The sequence below is a fragment of the Mesorhizobium sp. P2_F5 genome (genome assembly GCF_056403715.1).
Map to the genome: position 1 here is coordinate 1 of NZ_JBFUEY010000043.1, position 22,420 is coordinate 22,420.

General features: G+C 64.2%; 23 protein-coding genes and 2 pseudogenes. 10 read left to right on the top strand and 15 right to left on the bottom strand.

All coding sequences use genetic code 11. From position 1 onward, the window contains the following. Window positions 1-106: pseudogene (locus AC1DYO_RS31375) on the top strand (IS110 family transposase); the annotation flags it as partial. A 103-nt stretch (window positions 107-209) separates the two neighbouring features. On the opposite strand, the gene AC1DYO_RS31380 reads toward AC1DYO_RS31375, so the two are convergent. Together AC1DYO_RS31380 and AC1DYO_RS31385 are read right to left on the bottom strand one after the other, a co-directional pair. After that, window positions 210-2,381, bottom strand: a complete 2,172-nt coding sequence (locus AC1DYO_RS31380) for a malate synthase G (protein ID WP_477268439.1) — start codon at window positions 2,379-2,381, stop codon at window positions 210-212. A gap of 282 nt (window positions 2,382-2,663) precedes the next feature. Then, window positions 2,664-4,685, bottom strand: a complete 2,022-nt coding sequence (locus AC1DYO_RS31385; protein WP_477268441.1) for a hydantoinase/oxoprolinase N-terminal domain-containing protein — start codon at window positions 4,683-4,685, stop codon at window positions 2,664-2,666. Between the two features lie 195 nt (window positions 4,686-4,880). On the opposite strand from AC1DYO_RS31385, the gene AC1DYO_RS31390 reads away from it, so the two are divergent. The 4 genes from AC1DYO_RS31390 (at window position 4,881) to AC1DYO_RS31405 (ending at window position 7,424) form a co-directional block, all read left to right on the top strand. Next, entirely contained in the window at window positions 4,881-5,858 is a 978-nt protein-coding gene (locus AC1DYO_RS31390; RefSeq protein WP_477268443.1) for a threonine ammonia-lyase, read from the top strand. A gap of 8 nt (window positions 5,859-5,866) precedes the next feature. After that, window positions 5,867-6,247 (top strand): nuclear transport factor 2 family protein, encoded by a 381-nt coding sequence (locus AC1DYO_RS31395; RefSeq protein ID WP_477268445.1) that lies wholly within the window; start codon window positions 5,867-5,869, stop codon window positions 6,245-6,247. Between the two features lie 131 nt (window positions 6,248-6,378). After that, window positions 6,379-6,804 (top strand): hypothetical protein, encoded by a 426-nt coding sequence (locus AC1DYO_RS31400; RefSeq protein ID WP_477268447.1) that lies wholly within the window; start codon window positions 6,379-6,381, stop codon window positions 6,802-6,804. A gap of 5 nt (window positions 6,805-6,809) precedes the next feature. Then, the gene (locus AC1DYO_RS31405; RefSeq protein WP_477268449.1) at window positions 6,810-7,424 is read left to right on the top strand and encodes a DNA-3-methyladenine glycosylase; all 615 of its coding nucleotides are present in this window, start codon (window positions 6,810-6,812) and stop codon (window positions 7,422-7,424) included. A 3-nt stretch (window positions 7,425-7,427) separates the two neighbouring features. Here the strand turns inward: AC1DYO_RS31405 and AC1DYO_RS31410 are convergent, their stop codons facing one another. From AC1DYO_RS31410 to AC1DYO_RS31425, 4 genes are read right to left on the bottom strand one after another with little or no spacing between them, the layout of a single operon-like run. Then, window positions 7,428-8,564 carry an ABC transporter permease gene (locus tag AC1DYO_RS31410; RefSeq protein ID WP_477268451.1) on the bottom strand — a complete coding sequence of 379 codons (1,137 nt, stop codon included), beginning with the start codon at window positions 8,562-8,564 and terminating at the stop codon, window positions 7,428-7,430. Next, window positions 8,561-9,481: an ABC transporter ATP-binding protein gene (locus AC1DYO_RS31415; protein WP_477268453.1), complete on the bottom strand. Its 921-nt coding sequence runs from the start codon at window positions 9,479-9,481 to the stop codon at window positions 8,561-8,563. The genes AC1DYO_RS31410 and AC1DYO_RS31415 overlap by 4 nt, the downstream gene beginning before the upstream one ends. Next, window positions 9,478-10,431, bottom strand: a complete 954-nt coding sequence (locus AC1DYO_RS31420; protein WP_477268455.1) for an HlyD family secretion protein — start codon at window positions 10,429-10,431, stop codon at window positions 9,478-9,480. Before AC1DYO_RS31420 ends, AC1DYO_RS31415 begins: the two co-directional genes overlap by 4 nt. After that, window positions 10,428-11,126 (bottom strand): CerR family C-terminal domain-containing protein, encoded by a 699-nt coding sequence (locus AC1DYO_RS31425; protein ID WP_477268457.1) that lies wholly within the window; start codon window positions 11,124-11,126, stop codon window positions 10,428-10,430. The genes AC1DYO_RS31420 and AC1DYO_RS31425 overlap by 4 nt, the downstream gene beginning before the upstream one ends. A 91-nt stretch (window positions 11,127-11,217) precedes the next feature. On the opposite strand from AC1DYO_RS31425, the gene AC1DYO_RS31430 reads away from it, so the two are divergent. From AC1DYO_RS31430 to AC1DYO_RS31440, 3 genes are all read left to right on the top strand, one after another. Next, window positions 11,218-11,691: a CYTH domain-containing protein gene (locus AC1DYO_RS31430; RefSeq protein WP_477268459.1), complete on the top strand. Its 474-nt coding sequence runs from the start codon at window positions 11,218-11,220 to the stop codon at window positions 11,689-11,691. Beyond that, complete coding sequence (locus AC1DYO_RS31435; RefSeq protein WP_477268461.1) at window positions 11,688-12,626, top strand: CHAD domain-containing protein; 939 nt, start codon at window positions 11,688-11,690, stop codon at window positions 12,624-12,626. The genes AC1DYO_RS31430 and AC1DYO_RS31435 overlap by 4 nt, the downstream gene beginning before the upstream one ends. Before the next feature lie 147 nt (window positions 12,627-12,773). Then, entirely contained in the window at window positions 12,774-13,601 is an 828-nt protein-coding gene (locus AC1DYO_RS31440) for a C40 family peptidase (protein ID WP_477268463.1), read from the top strand. Window positions 13,602-13,631: 30 nt separating this feature from the next. Here AC1DYO_RS31440 and AC1DYO_RS31445 read toward each other — a convergent pair whose 3' ends face one another. Next, entirely contained in the window at window positions 13,632-15,011 is a 1,380-nt protein-coding gene (locus tag AC1DYO_RS31445) for an adenylate/guanylate cyclase domain-containing protein (protein ID WP_477268465.1), read from the bottom strand. A gap of 258 nt (window positions 15,012-15,269) precedes the next feature. Further along, complete coding sequence (locus AC1DYO_RS31450; protein ID WP_477268467.1) at window positions 15,270-16,070, bottom strand: helix-turn-helix domain-containing protein; 801 nt, start codon at window positions 16,068-16,070, stop codon at window positions 15,270-15,272. A gap of 115 nt (window positions 16,071-16,185) precedes the next feature. Between AC1DYO_RS31450 and AC1DYO_RS31455 the strand changes: the two genes are divergently transcribed. After that, window positions 16,186-17,058, top strand: a complete 873-nt coding sequence (locus tag AC1DYO_RS31455) for an SMP-30/gluconolactonase/LRE family protein (protein WP_477268469.1) — start codon at window positions 16,186-16,188, stop codon at window positions 17,056-17,058. A 29-nt stretch (window positions 17,059-17,087) separates the two neighbouring features. Here the strand turns inward: AC1DYO_RS31455 and AC1DYO_RS31460 are convergent, their stop codons facing one another. From AC1DYO_RS31460 to AC1DYO_RS31475, 4 genes are all read right to left on the bottom strand, one after another. Next, entirely contained in the window at window positions 17,088-18,830 is a 1,743-nt protein-coding gene (locus AC1DYO_RS31460) for a SulP family inorganic anion transporter (RefSeq protein ID WP_477268471.1), read from the bottom strand. 78 nt (window positions 18,831-18,908) lie between these two features. Then, the gene (locus AC1DYO_RS31465) at window positions 18,909-19,175 is read right to left on the bottom strand and encodes a helix-turn-helix domain-containing protein (RefSeq protein WP_477268473.1); all 267 of its coding nucleotides are present in this window, start codon (window positions 19,173-19,175) and stop codon (window positions 18,909-18,911) included. Between the two features lie 285 nt (window positions 19,176-19,460). Then, window positions 19,461-20,177, bottom strand: a complete 717-nt coding sequence (locus AC1DYO_RS31470) for a phosphatase PAP2 family protein (RefSeq protein ID WP_477268475.1) — start codon at window positions 20,175-20,177, stop codon at window positions 19,461-19,463. A 13-nt stretch (window positions 20,178-20,190) separates the two neighbouring features. Further along, a complete protein-coding gene (locus AC1DYO_RS31475) occupies window positions 20,191-20,532 on the bottom strand; it encodes a hypothetical protein (protein WP_181059899.1) in 342 nt (113 codons plus the stop codon). A gap of 243 nt (window positions 20,533-20,775) precedes the next feature. Between AC1DYO_RS31475 and AC1DYO_RS31480 the strand changes: the two genes are divergently transcribed. Beyond that, window positions 20,776-21,000 (top strand): hypothetical protein, encoded by a 225-nt coding sequence (locus tag AC1DYO_RS31480; RefSeq protein ID WP_477268477.1) that lies wholly within the window; start codon window positions 20,776-20,778, stop codon window positions 20,998-21,000. A 13-nt stretch (window positions 21,001-21,013) separates the two neighbouring features. Here the strand turns inward: AC1DYO_RS31480 and AC1DYO_RS31485 are convergent, their stop codons facing one another. The 3 genes and pseudogenes from AC1DYO_RS31485 to AC1DYO_RS31495 form a co-directional block, all read right to left on the bottom strand. Then, a complete protein-coding gene (locus AC1DYO_RS31485; protein WP_477268479.1) occupies window positions 21,014-21,694 on the bottom strand; it encodes a GNAT family N-acetyltransferase in 681 nt (226 codons plus the stop codon). After that, the gene (locus AC1DYO_RS31490) at window positions 21,691-22,176 is read right to left on the bottom strand and encodes a MarR family winged helix-turn-helix transcriptional regulator (protein ID WP_477268481.1); all 486 of its coding nucleotides are present in this window, start codon (window positions 22,174-22,176) and stop codon (window positions 21,691-21,693) included. The genes AC1DYO_RS31485 and AC1DYO_RS31490 overlap by 4 nt, the downstream gene beginning before the upstream one ends. A gap of 101 nt (window positions 22,177-22,277) precedes the next feature. Further along, window positions 22,278-22,420 (bottom strand): annotated as a pseudogene (locus AC1DYO_RS31495) (IS110 family transposase); the annotation flags it as partial.

The window sequence follows — 22,420 nt, forward strand, 5'->3', positions numbered from 1 at the left end:
CGCCGCCGGCAAACCCAAGATCGTCGCCGTCGTCGCAACAATGCGAAAGCTGCTCACAATCCTCAACGCAATGATCCGGGACCAAAAACCATGGCAAACCGCTTGACTGACAAGACAGTCGCTCTCCCCGTATAGTGACGGGGAGAGGGGCGCTGTCATCGGTGATTTCGCCAATCGCCAGCTCAGCCGGCGCCTTTCGGACCTTCGGCTCAGGCTCGCTCTTTCGCCTTCAGCTCCAGCCGCCTGGCATGCAGCACTGGCTCCGTGTACCCATTCGGCTGCTCGCGGCCCTTGAACACCAGGTCGCAGGCGGCCTGGAAGGCGATGGAATTGTCGAAGTCGGCGGCCATCGGGCGGTAGAGCGGGTCGCCGACATTCTGCAGGTCGACGGTAGCCGCCATGCGCCGCAGCGAATCCATTACCTGAATCTGCGAACAAACCTTGTGGTGCAGCCAGTTGGCGATGTGCTGCGAGGAGATGCGCAGTGTGGCGCGGTCTTCCATCAGGCCGACATCGTTGATGTCTGGCACTTTGGAACAGCCGACGCCCTGATCGATCCAGCGCACGACATAGCCCAGAATGCCTTGCGCATTGTTGTCGAGCTCGCGCTGGATCTCGTCCGGCGTCCAGTTCGGCCGCACCGCCACTGGCACCGACAATATGTCATCGAGCTTCGCCTTCGGCCGGCTCTTCAGCGCTGCCTGGACGGCATGGACGTCGACCTTGTGATAGTGGGTGGCATGCAGCGTCGCCGCCGTCGGCGACGGCACCCAGGCGGTGTTGGCGCCGGCCTTGGGATGGGCGATCTTCTCAACCAGCATCGCCGCCATCAAATCCGGCATCGCCCACATGCCCTTGCCGATCTGGGCATGTCCGGCCAGACCGCATTCGAGCCCGGTATCGACATTCCACGCCTCGTAGGCGGAAATCCAGGCGGCCTGCTTCATGTCGCCCTTGCGGATCATCGGCCCGGCCTCCATCGAGGTGTGGATCTCGTCGCCGGTGCGGTCGAGGAAGCCGGTGTTGATGAACACCACGCGCTCTTTCGCCGCGCGGATCGCCTCCTTGAGGTTGACGGTGGTGCGCCGCTCCTCGTCCATGATGCCCATCTTGATGGTATTTTTGCCCATGCCGAGCAGCGCTTCGACGCGGTCGAAAATCTCGACGGCGAAGGCGACTTCCTCCGGCCCATGCATCTTCGGCTTCACCACATACATAGAGCCGGCGCGGGAATTCATCCGTCGCCCGTTCGCGCCGACATCGTGCAGCGCAATCAGCGCCGTCATTGCCGCATCCATAATGCCTTCCGGCACCTCATTGCCGTCGCGGTCGAGGATGGCCGGGTTGGTCATCAGGTGGCCGACGTTTCGCACCAGCATCAGCGAGCGGCCGGGCAGGCTGAGCGTGCCGCCATTGGGCGCCGTCCAGGCGCGGTCCGGGTTGAGCTTGCGGGTGAAGGTCTTGCCGCCCTTGCTGATTTCTTCCGCCAGGTCGCCCTTCATCAGGCCGAGCCAGTTGCGGTAGACCACGACCTTGTCTTCAGCATCCACCGCCGCGACCGAATCCTCGCAGTCCTGGATGGTGGTCAGCGCCGATTCCAGGATGACGTCGGCAATGCCGGCCGGATCGGTGCGGCCGATCTGGTTGCCGCGGTCGATCAGGATTTCGATGTGCAGGCCGTTCCGGACCAGCAGGATGGCTTCCGGGTTTGCTGCATCACCGCGATAGCCGGCAAACTGTTTCGGATTGGCCAGCGTGGTGCCGCCGGCGCCGGCGCTGAGCCGCAATGTGCCGCCCGAGACGGTAAGCCCGTTGACGCCGGCCCATTTGCCGGAGGTGAGCGGCACGGAGTCGTCGAGAAAACTCTTCGCCCAGGCAACCACCTTGGCGCCGCGCACGGGGTTGAAGCTTTTACCCTTCTCGGCGCCGCCGGTCTCGGCGATGGCATCGGCGCCGTAGAGCGCATCGTAGAGCGAACCCCAGCGGGCATTGGCGGCGTTGAGCGCATAGCGGGCATTCATCACCGGCACCACCAGCTGCGGCCCGGCGACGACGGCGATCTCGGGGTCGACATTGTCGGTCGAGACGCTGAAGGCCGGGCCTTCCGGCACGAGATAGCCGATCTCACGCAAGAAGGTCTTGTAGGCCTCCATGTCGATCGGCGCGCCATTGGCGCGGTACCAGGCGTCGAGCTTGTCCTGCATGGCGTCGCGCTTGGCCAGCAGCGCCCGGTTCTTCGGCGCCAGATCGTGGACGATGGAAGAGAAGCCGTTCCAGAAGGCGTCGGCCGCAATGCCGGTGCCCGGCAGCGCTTCGCCGGCGACAAAGTCATTGAGTTCGCGGGCAATCCGCAATCCGGCGATCTCGACGCGATCGGTCATCAGGGCTTCTCCAGATGAAAGGCTTTGCGGCCTTTGGCATGTCAGGGGTGAAGGGTCAATTCAGCTTAGGGTGAAGGTGGGGATTTTGAAGCTGCTGATCTCCCCCCTCGTGGGGGAGATGCCCGGCAGGGCAGAGGGGGGCGCGAAGGAACGCAGACCTATCCATGACCGATCGAAACAGGCCGAGTCACGGGATTGAGCGTTGATGAGAGGTCGGCGGGACAGCGCCCCCTCTGGCCTGCCGGCCATCTCCCCCACAAGGGGGGAGATCACGCTCTTCATCTAAACCGCAATCCTCGGCCTTCCCGACGCCACCGCCACCACATGCGCTTCGATGAACATGCGCTGGCTTTCCACGGTCGAAACCTTGAACTCTGTCGCCACTTCAATTTCGGCATTATCGGTGCCGGCATCTTTCGCTCGTTCGGCCACAATCGCCCGCACATCCGCCTCCGCCGCCGCGATCGCCTTGGCCTCGTCCGTGAAGTCGCGCACCGTCTGCCCTGACGCCAGGCGGAACAGGCCCTCCTTGGGCTGGCTGACGCGGGCTTCGGCCGAGACGCGGACCTGGCCGACGACGGCGCCGAGCGCGTTGGCGACGTCGGTATCCTCCGGCACCACGCATTCATTGCCGACCAGTTCGGCCAAGCCGGCATAGTGCAGCGGCGCCGAGGCGCCGAGGCCGATGACCGGGCGGTCGAGCGCAACGCTTAGGCGTGCAATGCCGGGATGGGCATCGACGGCGCGCTGCACCAGCGCATGCGCGACGGTGGCGGCGCCGTCCAGCCCGTCTTCGGCGAAGGCGGTTTCCAGAATGTATTCGGCCGACCAGCGCGTCAGTGTCAGCAGCACGCGTTCGGAAATCACCTCGGGAGAGGCGGCGATGTTCTGGCCGCGGCCGTCGCGCTTGCGGGCGAACAGTTCGGCGCCGAGCCGGGCGGCAGCCTGATCCCAGTTGGCCTGCTTGCCCAGCACATGGGCGGCGTCCGAGGGCGTAAAGCCCGAAATATGCACCAGCCCGCGTGACACCAGTCGGTTCAGCGTGGCGTTCTGGGCGTTCGACGTCAGCAGCCTGTCGATGGCGAGCGGCACAGTGCCGATCTGCTCGTAGAGTTTGGCCTCGGGCGCGGTCAGGCCGGCGGCGAGCCTGTCCGGCACGCCGGTGCGCAGCGCGAAGCGCCCATCCATGCGGCCGGGGTTGGGCGCGCGCAGCTGGCGTTCGAGCTCCGATGTCACGGAAACACCATGCATCATGCCGGCCAGCGCCAGCGGCACCAGGCGGCGCGGCCCGAGCAGGATCTTCGGGTTGAGCGCGCCGTCTTCCAGCGCCACTTCGGAATCGCCGCCGAGACCGAAGGTGCGCATGGCAACCGCCTCGACCATGGTGCGGAAGCCGCCGACGGTGGCGCCTTCGGGATCGAGCCGGGGCCGGCCGCCGTCGAGCACGGCGACGTCGGTGGTGGTGCCGCCAATGTCCGAGACCATGGCGTTGTCGAGCCCGGTCATGTGGCGGGCGCCGACCAGGCTGGCGGCCGGACCGGACAAGATGGTTTCGATCGGCCGCTGGCGGGCAAAGGCCGCCGAGACCAGTGCGCCGTCGCCGCGCACCACCATCAGCGGCGCGACGATCTTGCGGGTTTCGAGAAAACCTTCGGTCGCCGCCACCAGCCGGTCGATCATCGAGATCAGCCGGGCGTTGAGCAACGTGGTGAGCGCCCGGCGCGGGCCGCCGAGCTTGGCCGACAGTTCGTGGCTGGCGGTGACCGGCAGGCCGGTCTTTTCGCGGATCAGGTCGCGCGCGGCCAGTTCATGCGCGGGGTTGCGGGTGGCGAAATAGGCGCAGACAGCAAAGCCCGACACCGAGGCGCCGAGCTCGGGCAATGCAGCTTCGAGACCCGACAGGTCGAGCTTGGCCGCATTGCCATGCACATCATGGCCGCCAAGACAAAACACCACCGGGTCGGTGCCGAGCGCGGTCTTCAGCCCGTCGCGGGCAAGGTCGCCTTCGGAAAAGCCGATCATGATCAGCGCCACGCGGCCGCCCTGGCCCTCGACCAGCGCATTGGTGGCGAGCGTCGTCGACATCGAAACGAGTTTGATCGAGGCCGGGTCGGTCGCGGATTTCTCCAGCACCGCGTCGACCGCGCCGGAAATGCCGACGGCAAGGTCGTGCCGCGTGGTCAGCGCCTTGGCCTTGGCCAGCACCTTGCCTTTTGGCCCGCCTTGTTCAGACCACAGCACCGCATCGGTATAGGTGCCGCCGGTGTCGATACCGAGGAACAGGGGTTTTGGTTTGGCGGTCATTTCTGGCGGTCCGGAATTCTGTTCCCCGCCCTTAGCCGATACAGCCCCGCGGATAAAGGCGGGAGAGGTGGGCCAGTTTGACCCGCCTCCTCGTGAGTCATGCCCGCCAAACTTTGTAACGGTCACATTTTTTCATTGGCACGCCCCCTGCCTTTCCGTGCACCATGAGGCGATCCCATCCTCGCAGGACACGCCATGACCACTCTTCCCGGCATCGCCGACATCCACGCCGCCGCCGCGCGGCTCTCCGGCCTGATCGTCGAAACGCCTTTGATCGAATCGCTGGAACTCAACAAACGGTTCGGCGGCCGCATCCTGTTCAAGCCGGAGACGCTGCAGCGCACCGGCTCGTTCAAGTTCCGCGGCGCCTACAACAAATTGTCGACGCTGAGCGAGGAAGAGCGCGGCCGTGGCGTCGTCGCCTTCTCCTCGGGAAACCACGCGCAAGGCGTCGCCGCGTCGGCCGCCATGTTCGGCGTCAAGGCGGTCATCGCCATGCCGGCCGACGCGCCGGCGATGAAGATCGCCAATGTCCGCAAGATGGGCGCCGAAGTGGTGCCATTCGATCGTTTTCGCGACGACCGCATGACCGTGGTGCGCCCCTATATCGACAAAGGCATGGTGCTGGTGCCGCCTTACGACGATCCGGCCATCATCGCCGGCCAGGGCACGATCGGCCTCGAACTGATGCGCCAGTCCAAGGCGCTCGGCGTCAGCCTCGACGCCGTCGTCATCCCGTGCGGGGGCGGCGGCCTGTCGAGCGGCATTTCGATCGCCGTCAAGGATGCCTCGCCGGCCACGGCAGTGTGGGCGGTGGAGCCCGAGCATTTCGACGACACCCGCCGTTCGCTGATCGAGGGAAAAAGGGTTTCGAACGAACCCGGCTACAGCTCGATCTGCGACGCGATCCTGGTTGCCGAGCCGGGCGTCATCACCTTCGAGATCAACCGCAAAAACCTCGCCGGCGCCATCGCCGTCTCCGACAAGGCGGCCGCGCAGGCGATGCGCGATGCCATGGCCCATCTCAAGCTGGTGGTAGAGCCCGGCGGCTGCGTGGCGCTGGCGGCGCTCTCGTCAGGCGAGATCGAACTGGCGGGCAAAAGTGTGGCCGTGGTGCTGTCGGGCGGCAATGTCGATTTCAGCACCTATGCCGAGATCATGGCCGCAGCCTGAGAACCGATATGGCAGACGCTGGCATCAGAGCGGCTCTGGATCGCCATTGGGCGGCCTCGGATGCCAATGATTTCGAGGCGGAGCATCAGATCTACCGGGAGGATGCGGTGCTCGACTATCCGCAATCGGGCGAGCGCATTCGAGGTCGGCAAAACATCCAGTCGTCGCGCGCCGCGCAGCCGAACCAGAAGCGCTTTACGGTGCGTCGCATTACCGGCGTCGGAAACCTCTGGATCACCGAATATGTCCTGACCTATGACGGGATTCCGTCCTATGCGGTGAGCATCATGGAGTTCCTTGATGGCAAGGTGGCTTGCGAGACCCAGTATTTCGGCGATCCGTTCGAGCCAGGCCCTTCGCGCGCGCAGTGGGTCGAGCGGATACCTTGAGGCCGGGCGGCGATAGGCACGGCCAGCCCACCACCCGCTCGCTGCCTGGGCAGCTACGCTCGAAGACTTGGCTCTGCGTCTTGCAAAGGTGGTAAGTGCGCGTAGTTTCGCTCGAGCGAACATGAGGCACGATGGGTTTCTCAATCTACCATTATACGAAACGAAAACTGCTCGGCCATGGCGTGAGAAATACGGCTGATGGCAGTCTCACTCTCGACGACAAGAGACTGTTTCTGCTGTTCGTCAAACTCGAAAGAGCCCGGCGGCGGAAATGCTTCGACGCCGTTCAGGCGGCAGTTCATGCCATTGAGATTTATGCAGGCTCTATTGGAAAGCGGCATGTGGCCATTTTTGCCTACATGTATCTAAGGTTTTCTGATGGAACACCCAAAATGACCCATCTCGACGAGACCCTGGAGGGCGGTGGTATCCGGAAAACAAAGGACTACAGACGGCCGGTTATAGGCGAAGAGATCGTCATCGCCGAATGGGCGCTAGTCAAATTCAACCGATACGAAAATAGTTTCTTTCGCGCATTGCATATCAATCGGCAGTAAGGCCTATGCGCAGCAACAGGGCCGACATCCACCACCCACTCAATCGCGCCCACTTGCCGGACGATACGGCTGCCCTCGCTCGCTATCTCATCGGCAGGCTTGTGGTGCGGGAGCTGCCTGAAGGCATCGTCAGCGGCCGCATCGTCGAGACCGAGGCCTATGTCGTCGGCGACGCCGCCGGCCACGGTTATCGCGGGATGACGCCGCGCAATCGTTCGTTGTTTCTCGAACCCGGACATGCCTACGTCTATCTCGCCTATGGTGTCTCCTGGATGCTCAATGTCTCCAGCGAGATGGCCGGGACCGGCACCGGCGTACTGATCCGGGCGCTCGAACCGCTCGAAGGCATTGCCATCATGCGGCTGAACCGGGGCGTCGAACGCCTGCGCGACCTGGCGCGAGGACCGGGGCGGCTCGCCCAGGCATTGCGGATCGATCGTTCGCTCGATGGCCTCGATCTTTGCCAGGAAGGCCCGCTGTGGCTGGCAGTTGACGAGCATCGAACCGGCGACATCGGCCAAGGCATCCGGATCGGCATTACCAAGGATGCGGACCGCCCGCTGCGATTTTATGTCAAAGGCAGTCAGTTCGTCAGCGGTCCGAGATCGCTCAACCCATGAGAGCTAGTCGAGGGTCCGCCTGAACCGCACCAATGCAACGCCGGCAAACAAAGCCACGAACCCCACCAACCAGGCGATCTCGCCCGCCACAGCGGGCAGTTCGGCGCCCTTCAGCATCACCGCGCGGGTGATGCGCAAAAAATGCGTCAGCGGGAAGATTTCGCCGAAGGTCTGCGCCCAGCCCGGCATGCCGCGATAGGGGAACATGAAGCCGGACAGCAGGATCGACGGCAGGAAAAAGAAGAAGGTCAGCTGCAGCGCCTGCATCTGCGTGCGGGCGATGGTCGAGATGGTGTAGCCGAGCAGCACCAGCGCCAGCACGAACACCAGCACGGCGGTGAGCAGCAGCGATATCGAGCCCGCGAAGGGGATGGCGAACAGAAGCTTGGACGCCGCCAGCACCACCACCACCTGGACGCCACCGACCACCAGATAGGGCAGCACCTTGCCCAGCATGATCTCGAACGGGCTGGACGGCATGGCCAGCAGGTTCTCCATCGTGCCGCGCTCGGTCTCGCGCGTCAGCGCGATCGAGGTCATCATCACCAGGGTCATCTGCAGGATGACGCCGAGCAGGCCCGGAACGATGTTGTATTGCGAGATGCCTTCCGGATTGTAGCGCTGGTGTACGACCACATCGAGCTGGCCCCTGGCGTTTTCGGCCGCCGCCTCCTGCATGCCTTGCGCCCGAAGCAGTGCCTGGCTGGCCACTTTGCTTAGCGTCGAGATGGCGCCGCTGGCGGCGGCCGGGTCGGTGGCGTCGGCCTCGATCAGGATCTGCGGATTGTCGCCGCGCTCCACCCGGCGGCTGAAATCGGCGGGGATGGTGACGACGAATGCAACATCGCCGCGCGCCATCAGGAATTCAGCTTCCTCGGCACTTTGCGCGACATGGTCGAAGCGGTAGTAGCCGGTCGTCTGCAGGGCCGCGACAATGGCGCGGGTGTAGGGGTCGTTGCTGGTCGCCACGAGTGCGGCAGGCAGGCTTTTGGGATCGTTGTTGATGGCATAGCCGAACAGCACCAGCTGTAAAAGCGGCACGCCCAGCATCATGGCGAAGGTGATGCGGTCGCGCCGCATCTGGATGAATTCCTTGATCAGCAGCGCACCGAGCCTGGCGAAGGAGAAGACGCTGTTCATGCCATATTGTCCTTCGAGCCGGACATGAACTGGATGAACACGTCCTCGAGGCTAGTCTCGCCGGGTCTTACGGTGACGCCCTTGTGCTCCTTCTCGACATCGGCAAGCGCCTTCTTGAGCTTTGCCTTGTCGGAGCCGACGACATGCAGCGTCGCGCCGAACGGCGCCACCTGGTCGACGCCCGGCCGCCCCTTGAGCGCGTCGGCGACCTGGTCGAGGCGCGGTCCCTGCAGCACGAAGGTGGTCAGCCCGGCGTTCTTCACCACCTCGTCCACGGTGCCGGTCGCCAGCATCTTGCCATAGGAGATGTAGCTGATGCGGTGGCAGCGCTCGGCCTCGTCCATATAGTGGGTGGACACGAGCACGGTCAGCCCGCCGCTGGCCAGACGATGGATCTCGTCCCAGAATTCGCGCCGCGCCTTCGGATCGACGCCGGCGGTCGGCTCGTCGAGCAGCAGCAGCTTCGGCTTGTGCATGATGCAGGCGGCCAGCGCCAGCCGCTGCTTCCAGCCGCCCGACAGCGTGCCGGCGAGCTGGTTGCGGCGCGACGTCAGGCCGAGCTCTTCCAGCGTCTTCGCTACATGCTCCTCGACCGGCTTCAGCCTGTAGAGCCGCGCCACGAATTCGAGGTTTTCGCCGATCGTCAGATCCTCGTAGAACGAGAATTTCTGCGTCATGTAGCCGACTTCGCGCTTGATGCGGAGCGATTCGGTGCGGATGTTGAACCCCAGCACCGTGCCTTCGCCCTCATCGGGCGTCAGCAGGCCGCACATGATGCGGATGGTCGTCGTCTTGCCGGAACCGTTCGGGCCGAGGAAGCCGACGATCTCGCCTTCGGCCACCGTCATCGTCACATGGTCGACGACGGTCTTGTCGCCGAAGCGCTTGACCAGGCCATGAACGTCGATGGCGTTCATTCTGCGGCGGCCGCCAGCTCGACATCGACGATCTGGCCCGGCTGCAGCGCTTGTGCATCGCCTTCCGGCCGCGCCTCGACGAGGTAGACCAGCTTCTGCCGGTTCTCGAGCGAATAGATCACCGGCGGGGTGAATTCCGGATCGGGCGAGACATAGCTGACGCGCGCCTTCACGCCCTCGCCGCAGCCGTCGCAATGGACGGAAAGCAGCGTGCCGACCTTGATCGACGAGAAGGCGCTTTCCGGCACATAGACGCTGAGCTTCACGGCGCCGTCCGGCAGCATCGAAATGACCGGCGCGGTCGGCCCGGCAGTGTCACCGGGGTTGCGGATGACATCGTTGACGCGGCCGGGCGAGGGCGCCGCCAGCACCCGCTTCGACAGCCGCCATTGCGCTTGCTCCAGCGCCGACTGCGCCTGCTTGACCTGGTTGTCCGCCGCCTTGATCGTTTCGGGCCGTGCCGGCAGGCCGCCGACGGCGAGATTTGCCTCCGCCTGGCCGACCTGCGCATTGGCCGTCTCCAGCGTCGCCGACGCGGTGTCGTAGTCGGCCTGTGTGCCGGTGCCGCGCTTGAACAGGTCGGCAGCGCGGTCATATCGGCGCCTGGCGTCGGTGGCTTGCGCCCGGGCCATGTCGACCTCGGCCTTCAGCACGGCGATCTCTTCCGGTCTTTTGCCGACCTGCAGGTCGGCAAGCTGCGCCCGCGCCTGGGCAAGTGCTGCCTCAGCCTGGGCAACGGCGATTTTTGCGTCGGCGCTTTCCAGTATCACCACCGGCGTGTTCGGCTCGACACGGTCGCCGCGCTTGACCGCGACGGTTTCGACCTGCGCCACCTCGATCGGCGCCAGCAAGACATAGTCGCCCTCGACATAGCCGACGGCCAGCGGTGCCGCCGGCGCGCAGGCGCTGAACAGCTGCGCCGCGAGCGGCAGGGAACAGAGAAAACTCATCGCTTGCCCTCCTTGCGGGCGGCTGGCTTGCGCGCGCCCAGCATCGCCTCGAGATTGTTGGTGGCGACCGCCACCACCTTGGCGGCTTCCGCGGCGCCGATCTCGCGCCAGCCCATCCGGCGCAGCACCGCCTCGCGGCCGATGCGGAAATAGATCACCTGGCCGATCAGGGTGAAAACCGTGAGCTTGGTGGCCTCGCTCTCGGCCGGCTCGCCGGTCGCCTGTTCCCAGACCTGGCAGAGCCGCCGATGTGTCGGCTCGAACACGCCGGCATAGATGCGGTCCAGCGTCGCCGTGGGATGCGAGAGCTCGCGGAGTACGAATTGTACGATCTCGCCGGCCTCGGGACTCGCGACGATGAACCCCACCATGCGCTCCAGCGCGGCGAACAATTGCGCCCTGGCGGCCTCGGGGGTGGAGGGGGCTGGTGCAGTTCCGATCGCCTGTCCGGCAATTGCCTGGATAGTCTCGACAATGTGGTCGGCGGCGGCCGCGCGCAGCCCTTCCTTGCCGCCGAAGTGATAGGCGATGGAACCGATATTGGCCTTGGCCTCCGCCGCGATCTCGCGCGTCGAGGTACCGTCGAAGCCTTGTCGTCCAAACAGTTTGAGCGCGGCCAGCACCAGCGCCGCGCGCGTCTGCTCGGCGGGCGATGTCTCCTGGCGGGGCATTTTGTCTGGTGTTGGTTTGATCATGTCAATAATTTAATCAATCGATTGATTAAAGTCAAATTGATTCTCTGTGCCGGCTTGCCATGTCGGGCCGCAGACGCTTTAGTGCGCGGCCATGGGCAAGGAAGTCGAACGCAAGTTCCTGGTCTCCAGCGCCGAATGGCGTAATCTGGCCGAGGCGGATATCCGCATTCGCCAGTTCTACCTTGCCGCCGCCCCGGGCCGCACCTTGCGTGTGCGCATCAGCGACGGTACCTCGGCGAAACTGACGCTCAAATTCGGCAGCCGCGCCCGCGAGCGCGACGAATATGAATATCCGATCCCGCTGGCCGACGCCGAGGAGATGCTGGCCTTCGCCATCGGACATGTCATCGAGAAGACACGCCACCATGTTAGGCATCGCGGCTATCTCTACGAAGTCGATGTTTTCGGCGGGATTCTTGCTGGCCTGGTGGTGGCCGAGCTCGAGACGCCGGAGGATGTACCTGACGAAATGCTGCCTGATTGGCTCGGCCGCGAAGTGACCGGCGAGCAGAGGTTTTACAACGCGTCGCTCGCCCTTGGGGGGATTCCGGAGATCGCCGCATGAGTTTTCGCATCGACCCGCGCCTGCCGCTGACCGGCGAGGTCAGGCGCATCCTTGGCGAGGAAATCGGCAAGGCGCTTGCGCATCTGGCCGTCGCGCACGACCGGCCGGAGCAGGCATTGCACAAATGCCGCAAGCGGCTGAAGAGCGCGCGCGCCTTGCTGCGCCTCGTCCATTCCGGAAACGAAACGTTTTGCCAGACCGAAAACCAGTGCTATCGCCAGGTGGCGGCCCTGCTTGCGAGTCCGCGTGAAGCGACCGCTCTGGTCGAGACCATCGACCGACTGGCGGCCGCCTTTCCAGAGCAGGTCGCCGGCGGCGGCCTCGACAGCGTGCGCGACCGGCTCATTGCCCGGCAGCATGAAATCCATGCCGGCGCCGGCCTCGACGGAGCAGTAGGCGCGGCCACCGCCGCCTGCGAGGAAGGTCTGGTTCGGATAGAGCGGCTGCTGCTCCCCGATTTGCCCGAACATGCCGCCGACGTGCTCGCCGACGGCGCCCGCAAGACCTTGCGCCGCGCCAGGAAGGCGCTGGACAGGGCGGGATCGCGCGGCTCGCCTGAGGATTTCCACGATCTGCGCAAGGCGGCAAAGACCCACTCGATGCATCTGTCGCTGCTCGGCCGGCTGTGGCCGACGCCGATCAAGGTGCGGCGCAAGGCCGTCGACGAACTGGGCGAAAATCTCGGCGAACTGCACGATGTCTTCGTCATGCGCGCGCTGCTCGAAGCCGACGGCGAACCGCTCGGCGATGCGCAGGACACCAAGCTCCTGGGCAAGCTTTTGAAGCGCTCGGAAAAGAGCCTGAAGAAGAGCTGTCTCGCCGAGGCGGCCGAACTGTTCGGCGACAGCCCCAAGCGCTCGACAAAGAAACTCGCCCGCAATGTGCGCGACGACCTCGCCGGCCCAGCGGAAGACGCGAACGCGACGGTCGGCTGACGACCGCTGGCCCTCGCCCGTCGGCCCGTGCTAGAGCATGATCCCGAAAAGTGGCATCCGGTTTTCGGAAAAGATCATGCTCAAACAAAAGGCTAGAGCCCCATCCCGATTCCATCGGAATGGAACAGGCTCTGGTCACACTCTACCATGACCGCGCCTCGTGACAGGCTCCTCGACCGGCTTGGCCGCTGGCTTGCCGGCCGGCTGCAGGATGAATCGTCGGGCTATGAGCCGTACACGCCGTCCGACGCCGAAACGCTGCGGCGTACGCTCGAGCCCGGCGATATTCTGCTTGTCGAAGGCAACCAGAAGATCTCGGCGGTGATCAAGTACCTGACCCAGTCGACGTGGTCGCATGCCGCCTTCTATGTCGGCGATGCCTTGCCTGTACCGGCGGACGGATCGGAACGTCCCCGCCTGATCGAGGTGACGCTCGGCGAAGGCTGTGTCGCCGTGCCTTTGTCGCGCTACCGCACCTACAACACCCGCATCTGCCGGGCGAGCGGGCTGGCGCCGGAGGACCGCGACCATGTCGTGGCTTTTATGATCGGCAAGCTCGGCCTGAAATACGATCTCAAGAACATTTTCGACATGCTGCGCTTTTTTCTGCCGGCGCTGCCGGTGCCGGTGCGCTGGCGCCGCCGGATGCTGGCTTTTGGTTCCGGCGATCCGACACGCGCCATTTGCTCGACGCTGATCGCCGAGGCCTATGGCGAGATCCGCTATCCGATCCTGCCCGAGATCACTCGGGCGCCGGGCCGCGCCTCGGCGCAGTCGAGCTATTCGCGCAGGGAAATCCTGCACATCCGCCACCACTCACTCTACACGCCGCGCGACTTCGACCTGTCGCCGTTCTTCCGCATCGTCAAGCCGACGCTGGAATATGGTTTCGACTACCGGGCGGTGACCTGGGAGGACAAGGCAAGCACAGACGCCGCAGCCGCGAAGGCTGGAGCAATCGCCTCAGGCACGTGATGGCTTTCGGCCTGGGTCAGGCAGCCTACGTCACGCCGAAACGGCAATAGCGCCCTGGTTTTCGGCTCTGTGTTCGACCCAGACATGGACCGGTTCGTCCCGGCCGCGGATGCTCACCGATCCATGATCGCGCGCATTCAACTGTGTCGTCGGCGATTCCGCCTTCGCGGCCTCGATCACTCGTGACCCAAAGCAAATACTCGCCTGAAGCTCACGGCAGAGCGCCTGCAAACGGCTGGCGACGTTGACGGTGTCGCCCACCACCGCGAAGGACAGATTGCGCTCGCTGCCGACCGCGCCGATGACGACAGCGCCATATTGTACACCGATCCGAACGTCCAGCGGCGGGTATCCCCTGGACACCCGCTGCACATTCCAGTCTTCGAGAGCGGCGATCATCGCTTCAGCGCACTGGATGGCCCGAGTCGCGTCGTCATGGCTGGCTTGCGGAACGCCGAATGTCGCCATGATGCAATCGCCGATATAGTTATCGACGGTGCCATGGTGGTCGAAAACGACCTGCTCCATGCGACGGTGGAACTGACGCAGAAGTTCGAACACTGCTTCGGCCGGATGATCCTCGGAATAGTGTGTGAAGCCGACGATGTCGGCGAACAGCACCGCGATGTCCTGCCGGCGGACCGGGCCGAAGGGCTCGTCATCGGTGGCGAGCTGGTCGACGACATTGGGCGAAAAATGCCGGGCGAGATTGGCGCGGGCGCGCTCTGCCTTGACATAGTCTTCCGACAGATGTCGGGAACGAGAGACGACCAGCGCCATGATCGCGCCGATAATCAGCACAACCAACACGTTGGTCGCCTGCGCGAATGTATCGACGAAATTGGGGTTGAGATAGAGGTTCAGTCGCTCTGTCATCGGCAGCGAATAGAGGTTCGTCGCCGGAATGACGGTTCCCGGACGAAAAATGACCCATCCCACGCCGATCGTCCAGGTCAAGGCCGCGAGCGCGCCGAGATAGAGCGCCAATCGTGTCGAAAGGGTCAGCGCGCCAAGGCATACGAAAATCAGCAGGAATTTGAAGCTGCCCTCGCGCAGTTGCATCGCGGCCGGCGCGACCTCCAGCGAAAACGGGTTGGGCGTTACCAGCAGAACGGTCAACAGAATGATGTCCAGCGTGCCGACGAGGTACCCGATCCACCATCGCGCCGTGGCGCGACGGCGCGCAAAGAGAAACTGGATCAGGCCGACGAGCTGGAACAGCACGAGGCCCGCCAGCACGAAGAGCAGCGAGGCATCCCAGCGGCTGATCAATGAAAAGAAGCAGGAGATCACGGCGAGCGATGCCGTACGCGCCCAGAACTGCAATGCAGCACCCTGGCGCTCTGCGCGCTCCCGCAAATTTTTCAGGCGCGAATAGCGGCGAAGTTCAAGTGTTGGCGCGGTCGGCATGGGATCACTTCGATTTCGCGGGGACGTGTCAGACATTCGGCAACCCGCCCTCTACTGGCAAATCAGTGCGCGAACTCTATCATGAATGCGGTTTCATGTTTGAAACGCGGCTGCAAAGAGCAAAAATGCCCGGACAAGGATCATGGTGAAAACCGAAGCGGGATAGGTGGAGGCTTCCCTGTTCAGGTCACCAAAAAAACCGTAGCGCCCGGCGTCATTCTCTACATGAATGCGTTCGGCCCGCGACGCCGGGCCGTGTCAGGCCGGCAAAGGACGGCGTCCCCTTGCCGGAGCGGCGGGCCGGTCGGACGCCCCGGCGTCGCGCGGGTGCGGGCCGATCGGCATGATTGCGGGAAACGGCGTCGCGCCGAAAGCAAACGTCCATTTGTAACCGGTCAGCCCGTCTTCCGGCGTCGTGTGCTGATCGTGATGGGCGAGCAGCTTGACGCGATCGGCCAGTTCCTCGGCCTCGCGCTTGACCATCTCCGCCGTCTCCGGCCGCATCCGCCTGGAGAAAGAGACGAAGGTCGCCTCCCGCTCCAGATGGGTGATCGCCCAGCCGATGAAATTCTTGTTGGTCATCTCGAACAGCGGCCTGAGCGGCCCTTCGAAATTCCACTGGATCGGCGTGTCGACCAGCAGCCGCGCCGACAGCCCGCTGCCCAGCGCAACCAGGCCAAGCGCTTCGAGATCGCGCAGATAGAGGAACATCGAGGCTTCGCTCAGCCCTTGCGAGCGCATGACGCCCTCCGGCGTGAATTTCTCCGACAGCATGACGAAGATGAACAGCAGCGCCGGCCGTCCGGCGAGCTTGCGCTCGATCTCCGGTGCGATGCGATTGACCGGCCCCGGCCCCCTGTTCATCGAGCCGAGCACGTTTTCAAGCTCGACGCCGGCGGCGGCGCAAATCTCCACCAACCGGTCGAGCTTGCAGTTGCGTTCGTGAAAGATGCGCTTCACCGTCGGCTCGGAAACACCCATGCGCTCGGCCAGGTCGCGATAGGTGACGCCCTTGGCCTTCAGCGTCCGCTTCAGCGCCTCGAAGATCAGGCCGTTCATGGGATGCACCTCTTTTGTGCGATTTGGTATCGAGTTCCGATACTAGCGCGGATTGGACTTCCGGAAAAGTATCGAAATCTCTAGCTCTCCGCTCGTCATCACAGGAGACCTCGCCATGAAAACCCTCATCCCCTCGATTTGTGTCGCCGCCTTCGGCATCGCGCTTGCATCCACCGCCGAGGCTGGCGAGACTTGGCGCGCTTCCGGCTTCCAGCAACCGGAATCGGCGCTGTTCGACGCCGCCAACAATCGCATCATCGTTTCCAACATCGTCGGCAATCCTGGCGAGGCCGACGGCAACGGTTATCTCTCGCTGCTGTCGCTGGACGGCAAGGTCGTCACCCAACACTGGACCGACGGCATGGATGCGCCGAAAGGCTCGGCGATCTCCGGCGGCAAGCTCTACGTCGCCGATATCACCAAGGTGCGCGTCGTCGACCTCGCCAGCGGCAAGCTTGTCTCGACGATCGATGTGCCTGGCGCCGTCTTCCTCAACGACGTGACGTCGGACAGTTCGGGCAAAATCTATGTCACCGACATGCTGGCCGATGCGATCTACCGCATCGACGGCGACAAGCCTGAACTGTTCGTCAAGGACGCGATGCTGGCCTCGCCCAATGGCGTCTTCGCCGACGGCGGCCGGCTGATCGTGGCGTCCTGGGGCAAGGGCATCAAGCCCGACTTCAGCACCGCCGAGCCCGGCGGCCTGCTGTCGGTCGATCTCGCCAGCAAGGCAATCACACCATTGCCCGGCGCACAAAACTTCGCCGACCTCGACGGCGTCGTCGCCATCGGCGACAGCATCTACGCCACCGCCTACATGACCGGCACGCTCTATCGCTACAAGGTCGGCGGCACGCCGGAGGCAGTAGCGCAGTTCAAACCGGGCAGCGCCGACATCGGCACAGACGGCAAGTCGGTGATCTATGTGCCGCTGATGAACGAAGGCGAAATCGCCGCAGTGAGCTTCGACGGAACATCGCAGTGATCTGTCGCCGGCCGGTCCCCGGCCGGCGGCTACGCTTTCTCCGGGGCCAGCTGCGCCTGGGCATCCCCGATCGAGGCGGCATAGGTCACCAGCGGCCGCTTGACGCCGTGGTTGATCAGCATGCGCCGCGTCTGCGGCGAGGCGCCGGCGATGATGAATCGCACCCCGGCGCGCTTCGCCTTGTGCGCCGCGCCCCCGATGACATTGGCCGCGGTGGAATCGAAGAACGGCACCGCCGAGCAATCGAGGATGAAGTTCTTGCGCTGGTCGGCTATGCGGTCCAGCACCGTGCCGACGGTCGAGGCGGCGCCGAAGAAGAAGGCGCCGGAGATGCGGTAGACGACGGTGTCGGCATCGCTCGCCTCGCTGGCATCGTAGGCGCGGCCGCTGCTGTCGGCGACATCGTCCTGCACCAGCGGCAGGTGGGCCTCCACGGCGATCGACTTGGCCATGCGGTCGATGAACAGGATCGAGCCCAGCGCGAAGCCGACGACGATGCCTTCGGTGAGGTCACGAAAGACGACGATCAGGAAGGTCGCCAGCAGCACCAGCGCGTCGCCGCGCGAAGCGCGCAGCAGCGTGGCGAAGGCCTGCTTCTCGAACATGTTCCAGCACACCACCGCCAGCACGCCGGCAAGGGCGGCAAGCGGGATGTAGCTGGCCAGTGGTGCGGCCACCAGCATGAAGACCAACAGGAACAGCGAATGCAGCATGCCCGAAACCGGCCCATGCGCGCCAGCCCGAACATTGGTGGCGGTGCGAGCAATGGTGCCGGTGGCGCAGATGCCGCCGAACAGGGCAGACGCGATGTTGGCAAAGCCTTGCGCGACCAGCTCGCAATTGGAACGGTGGCGGCGTCCGGTCATGCCGTCGGCGACCACGGCCGAGAGCAACGATTCGATGGCGCCGAGCAGCGCAAAGGCCACCGCATCCGGCAGCACCGCAATCGCCTTGTCGAAGCTGAGCGCCGGCAGCGCCGGAAACGGCAGGCTGCGCGGAATGCCGCCATAGCGGGTGCCGATCGTTTCCGCCGGCAGGGAAAGCAGCGCCACGACAAGCGAGGCCAGCCCGACGGCGATCAGCATACCCGGCCAGCCGGGCCGCCAGCGCTTCGCCGCGACAATGGTGGCGATGGTCAGTACTGCCACCAGCGTCGCCGAGATGTTGAGCGTGCCGGCCGCCTGCCCGATCGCCATCAGTTTCGGCAGCAGCGGCCCGGGCTCCGGCCCGGCAAGCGTCAGCCCGAAAAGTTCGACGATCTGGCCGGAGAAGACGATGATGGCGATGCCGGCGGTGAAGCCGACCGTCACCGGGTAGGGGATGAATTTGATGTAGGTGCCGAGCCGGAGATAGCCGATGGCGAGCAGGAAGACGCCGGCCATCATCGTTGCCAAGAGCAGCCCGTCGACACCTTCGCGTTGGACCGTTCCTGCCACCAGCACGATGAAGGCGCCGGCCGGGCCGCCGATCTGGAAGCGGCTGCCGCCGAGCGCCGAGATGATGAAGCCGCCGACAATTGCCGTAAACAGGCCGCGCTCCGGCGTCACTCCCGACGCAATCGCAATCGCCATCGACAGCGGCAACGCCACGATGGCGACGGTCAGCCCGGCCATGAAGTCGGCCTTGAACTGCGGCAGGTGGTAACCCTCCCGCCAGACCGTCACCAGTTTCGGCGTGAACAGCTCGGAAAATGTCGGCTTCGCCGACTTCTGGGCCGGCTTCTGGGCCGACTTCTGCGCCGGTTGATGCGCTGCCTGACGGATCTGATCCATGACTGCCTTCCGCTTGCGTGAAGGCGGCGGGATCGTCGGCAGGACTGTCGGCGGTCGCCGTCGCGACTGTATGCCGGCTCAGCTTTGCGGGTTCGGCGCGACCGGCTTGAGGCGTACGCCCCGGCCGCCGCGCTCGCTGGTCTGGTTCTCGCCGATCAATTCCACCCCGGCCTCATCGAGTGCCTGGATGACCTTCATCAGCGTGTCTACCACGCCCCTGACCACGCCGTCGCTCGCTTCCATGCGCTGGATGGTCGGAAGCGAAACCCCGGCGCGCTCGGCGAGCGTCTTCTGATCGATGCCGGCCAGCGCCCTTGCGGCGCGCATCTGCGCGGCAGTGATCATCGGCCTGAACCCCCCGTTTGAGTCTGCGGTTTCTACGTATAATACAATCATTGTGATGTTTCAACCATCATAAAGCATACATTAAACATGATCCGTCGGTGAGAACCGGATGGTGGCGAACAGGATGCCCGTGCTACGCTCTCCACCTTCTCATTGGCGGGGGATATCAGTTGAACATTTTCAAGACCTTGATGACATCGGCAGCCTTGCTGTCGGCGGTTTTTCTGCTGGCAGGCTGCGGACACGGGCTGATCAACCGGCTGATCTGATTGTCGCTCCGCAGCGTCAGTCTTCAAGCTCGCTGTCACTGTTCGCCACTACCTTGCGCCGCTGCAGCAGCCGCGCCGCCAGCCAGCACAGCATCGCCCAGGCAAAGCCGGCGCACCAGCCGGCCAGCACGTCGGATGGCCAGTGGACGCCGAGATAGACGCGGCTGACGCCGACCAGCAACGTTGTCAGAACCGCGAGGCAGAGTACGAAGATCTTGGTCGTGCGCCCCGGCAGGAAGCGCGCCGCCAGCGAGCCGAGCGTCAGATAAGTTACTGCTGACAGCATGGCGTGGCCGCTCGGGAAGGATAGCGACGTCTCGGTGACGAGGTGCGAGACAAGGTCAGGGCGCGGCCGGTCGACGCCGGCTTTCAGCAGGGTCGACAGCACCTGGCCGCCGGCCACCGCTGCCAGGACGAACAGCGCCGTCCACGCCTTGCGGATGAGCAGGAGGTAGACGATCACCGCAGTGACGATCAGTGTCAGCACTGCGGAACTGCCGAGGCTGGTGATGTCACGCATCGCCCCTTCCAGCCAGAGCGGGCCAACCGGAACGTCCGGGTGTCCGGCTTGGCGGAAGGCAAGCAATATCTCGGTATCGAAGGCATGCGGGGTGGTGTCGCGCGCCACCTCCATCAATTCCTCGAACCCCCAAAGCCCGGCGGCGATCACCAACCCGGCCAGCAGCACCGGAAATTCAAACCAATTGGTGAGCGTGCTTGAGGAGATCTTCATCGGGTCGTTCGTCCTATAGCCGCCCCTGCAGATAGGGACCGAGTGTGATCAGCGCCACGGCAGCGATCGCCAGGACGATGCCGGTTGCCTGCAAGGCATTGACCCGTTCGCCGAAGAACACAAGCGCCACGACATTGACCGATACAAGCTGGATCACCGCCGACAGGCTGAACGACACCGACATGCCGAATTCGCGGACCAGCCGCAGCATGATCAGATTGCCCAACGTGTAGAGCGCCAGCGTCACCACGATCTTGCCGAGGCTCGGCGCCAGCCCCCATTGCTTGGCCGCGGTTGCCGCCAGCAGGAAGATCACCGTCGAAATGACGAGCTGCGCCAGTCCCCAGAAACTCACTTTTGTGCCTCGCTGTCGTTTGTGGCAGCCCTTGTTTCGCAAGCGTGCCGGGACGTCAAGCAGACTGCAGCGGAACAGGCCCGACCGGTGATGGGAGGCAGCCGGGTGGGTGGCGGCAAGATCGCGGTCTGATTGCCAACGCTCGGGGCGAATTCACCCAAACCCAGCCGACTGCTCCACTCAAGCCTTGGGAAAGATTGGACATTTAGACGTGGCGCCCTAGGTCTTCTGGAGGAGGCTGCCATGCCAAAGTCTGTTTATTACCGTGGCCTGCTCAGGCCCGACGACATCGCCAGGCTGCAACGTGTGTTCGACGAGGCCTGCAGCAGGCGAGACGTGCATCCCGATTCGGCCGAGGCGCGGGAGATCGCGCTGAACCTGCTGGCTTTGCACAATGCCGGGATGGTCGACGAAGATATGCTTATGGAAACCGTCGGTTTCCGCCGGTTGGAGCCGAAATCGGCGTGATTACGGTGTTCGCCTAGCCGGCACGCTGCACGACGGCCACGTTCATCTCCGACCTCAGCTTGAAGCCAATGGATTCGTACAACCGAATAGCGTTGGCATTGTTGGCATAGGCGTGCAGGTAGGGCACCTCGCCGCGGCCCATGATCCGGTTGGACACGAACACCGACAGCAGCCTGCCGAGGCCGCCGCCGCGAAAGTCCGGATGCGAGCAGACGCCGCTGAGTTCGCTGTAGCCGGGCTGCTTCATGCGCTCGCCGGCCATTGCCGCCAGTCTGCCGCCGATCTTCACCCCCCAGAACTCGCCCAGGCTCAGCGCCTTAAGCGTGAACGGGCCCGGCTTGGTCAGCGACGCCAGAGCGAGCATCTCGGCTGCATCGTCCAGCGTCAGCTGCTGCACGCGCTCGTCCGACACGATGGGCAAGGGCGTCTCGGCGACCATCTGCACGCCGAAGGCGGTCACGGTCGCGGTCAATTCCGGCGGCAGGGCAATGGGATCCGCCTGAAGCATGAACACGCTTTCACCTGCGGCCACGAGCCTTGCGAGCGCCTGCAGGCTCTCAGCGTCATCTGCGCCGGAAGCCGCGAACGGGACGATCGATGAGGGATAGCGCCTGGCGAGCTTGTCACCTTGCGCGAAGGCCTGCTGACGCGTCGTCAGCGCGCCCCAGACGGGACGATTAAGCACATGGCTCATTGCACGGCATCCTTTTCCGTGCGGCGGTCGAGCGGGATGGCGGCCAGCCCATCCTCTATCGCCGCCAACTGATCGAGAAGCGGGCCTGACAGGTTTTTGCACAGGTTCGCGACGGCGTTCTCGATGCGAGGCCACACGTCCCGCTTCGCCGTGTCGACCAGACGCTGACCATTCCCTGTCAGTGAGACCATCCTGCGGCGCTGATCGCCGTCCGACTGGATAACCTCGACCAGGCCCAGCTCAGCCAGCAGCGCCACGCTGCGCGTCACCCCCGGCTGGGTGACCCCCAACGACTGTGCCAGCTCACCGACAGGCAGTGGTCCCAGCCTGTCGAGCGCGGCGAGCAGAGGATACTGGCTCGACTGCACCGGCACCTCCAGGCCATCGAGCAGGCGCTGCGTATCGGCCTGCAACTGCTCGCCGATACGCTTCAGCCTGCTGCCGAGGGTGAGGTAGCCAAGAGATCGAATGATGTCTTCCATTGGTGGGTCGCTCGCTTATTCATTACATGTTATATAATAAGGCAAGAAAAGAGATCAAGAGCGTGCTTTGGAGATTGGCCGCAAGCATCTCAACGTCGTCATCAACTCTGAGGAATCGCGGCGTCTCGAAGCCTTGCGTTTAGGGTGACGACGATCTTTCGCATGACGGCAGCGATAGCCACCATTGGCTTTTTGCCGTTGGCGATGAGGCGTTTGTAGAAGGCTGCGAACTCGCCTTTTCCGG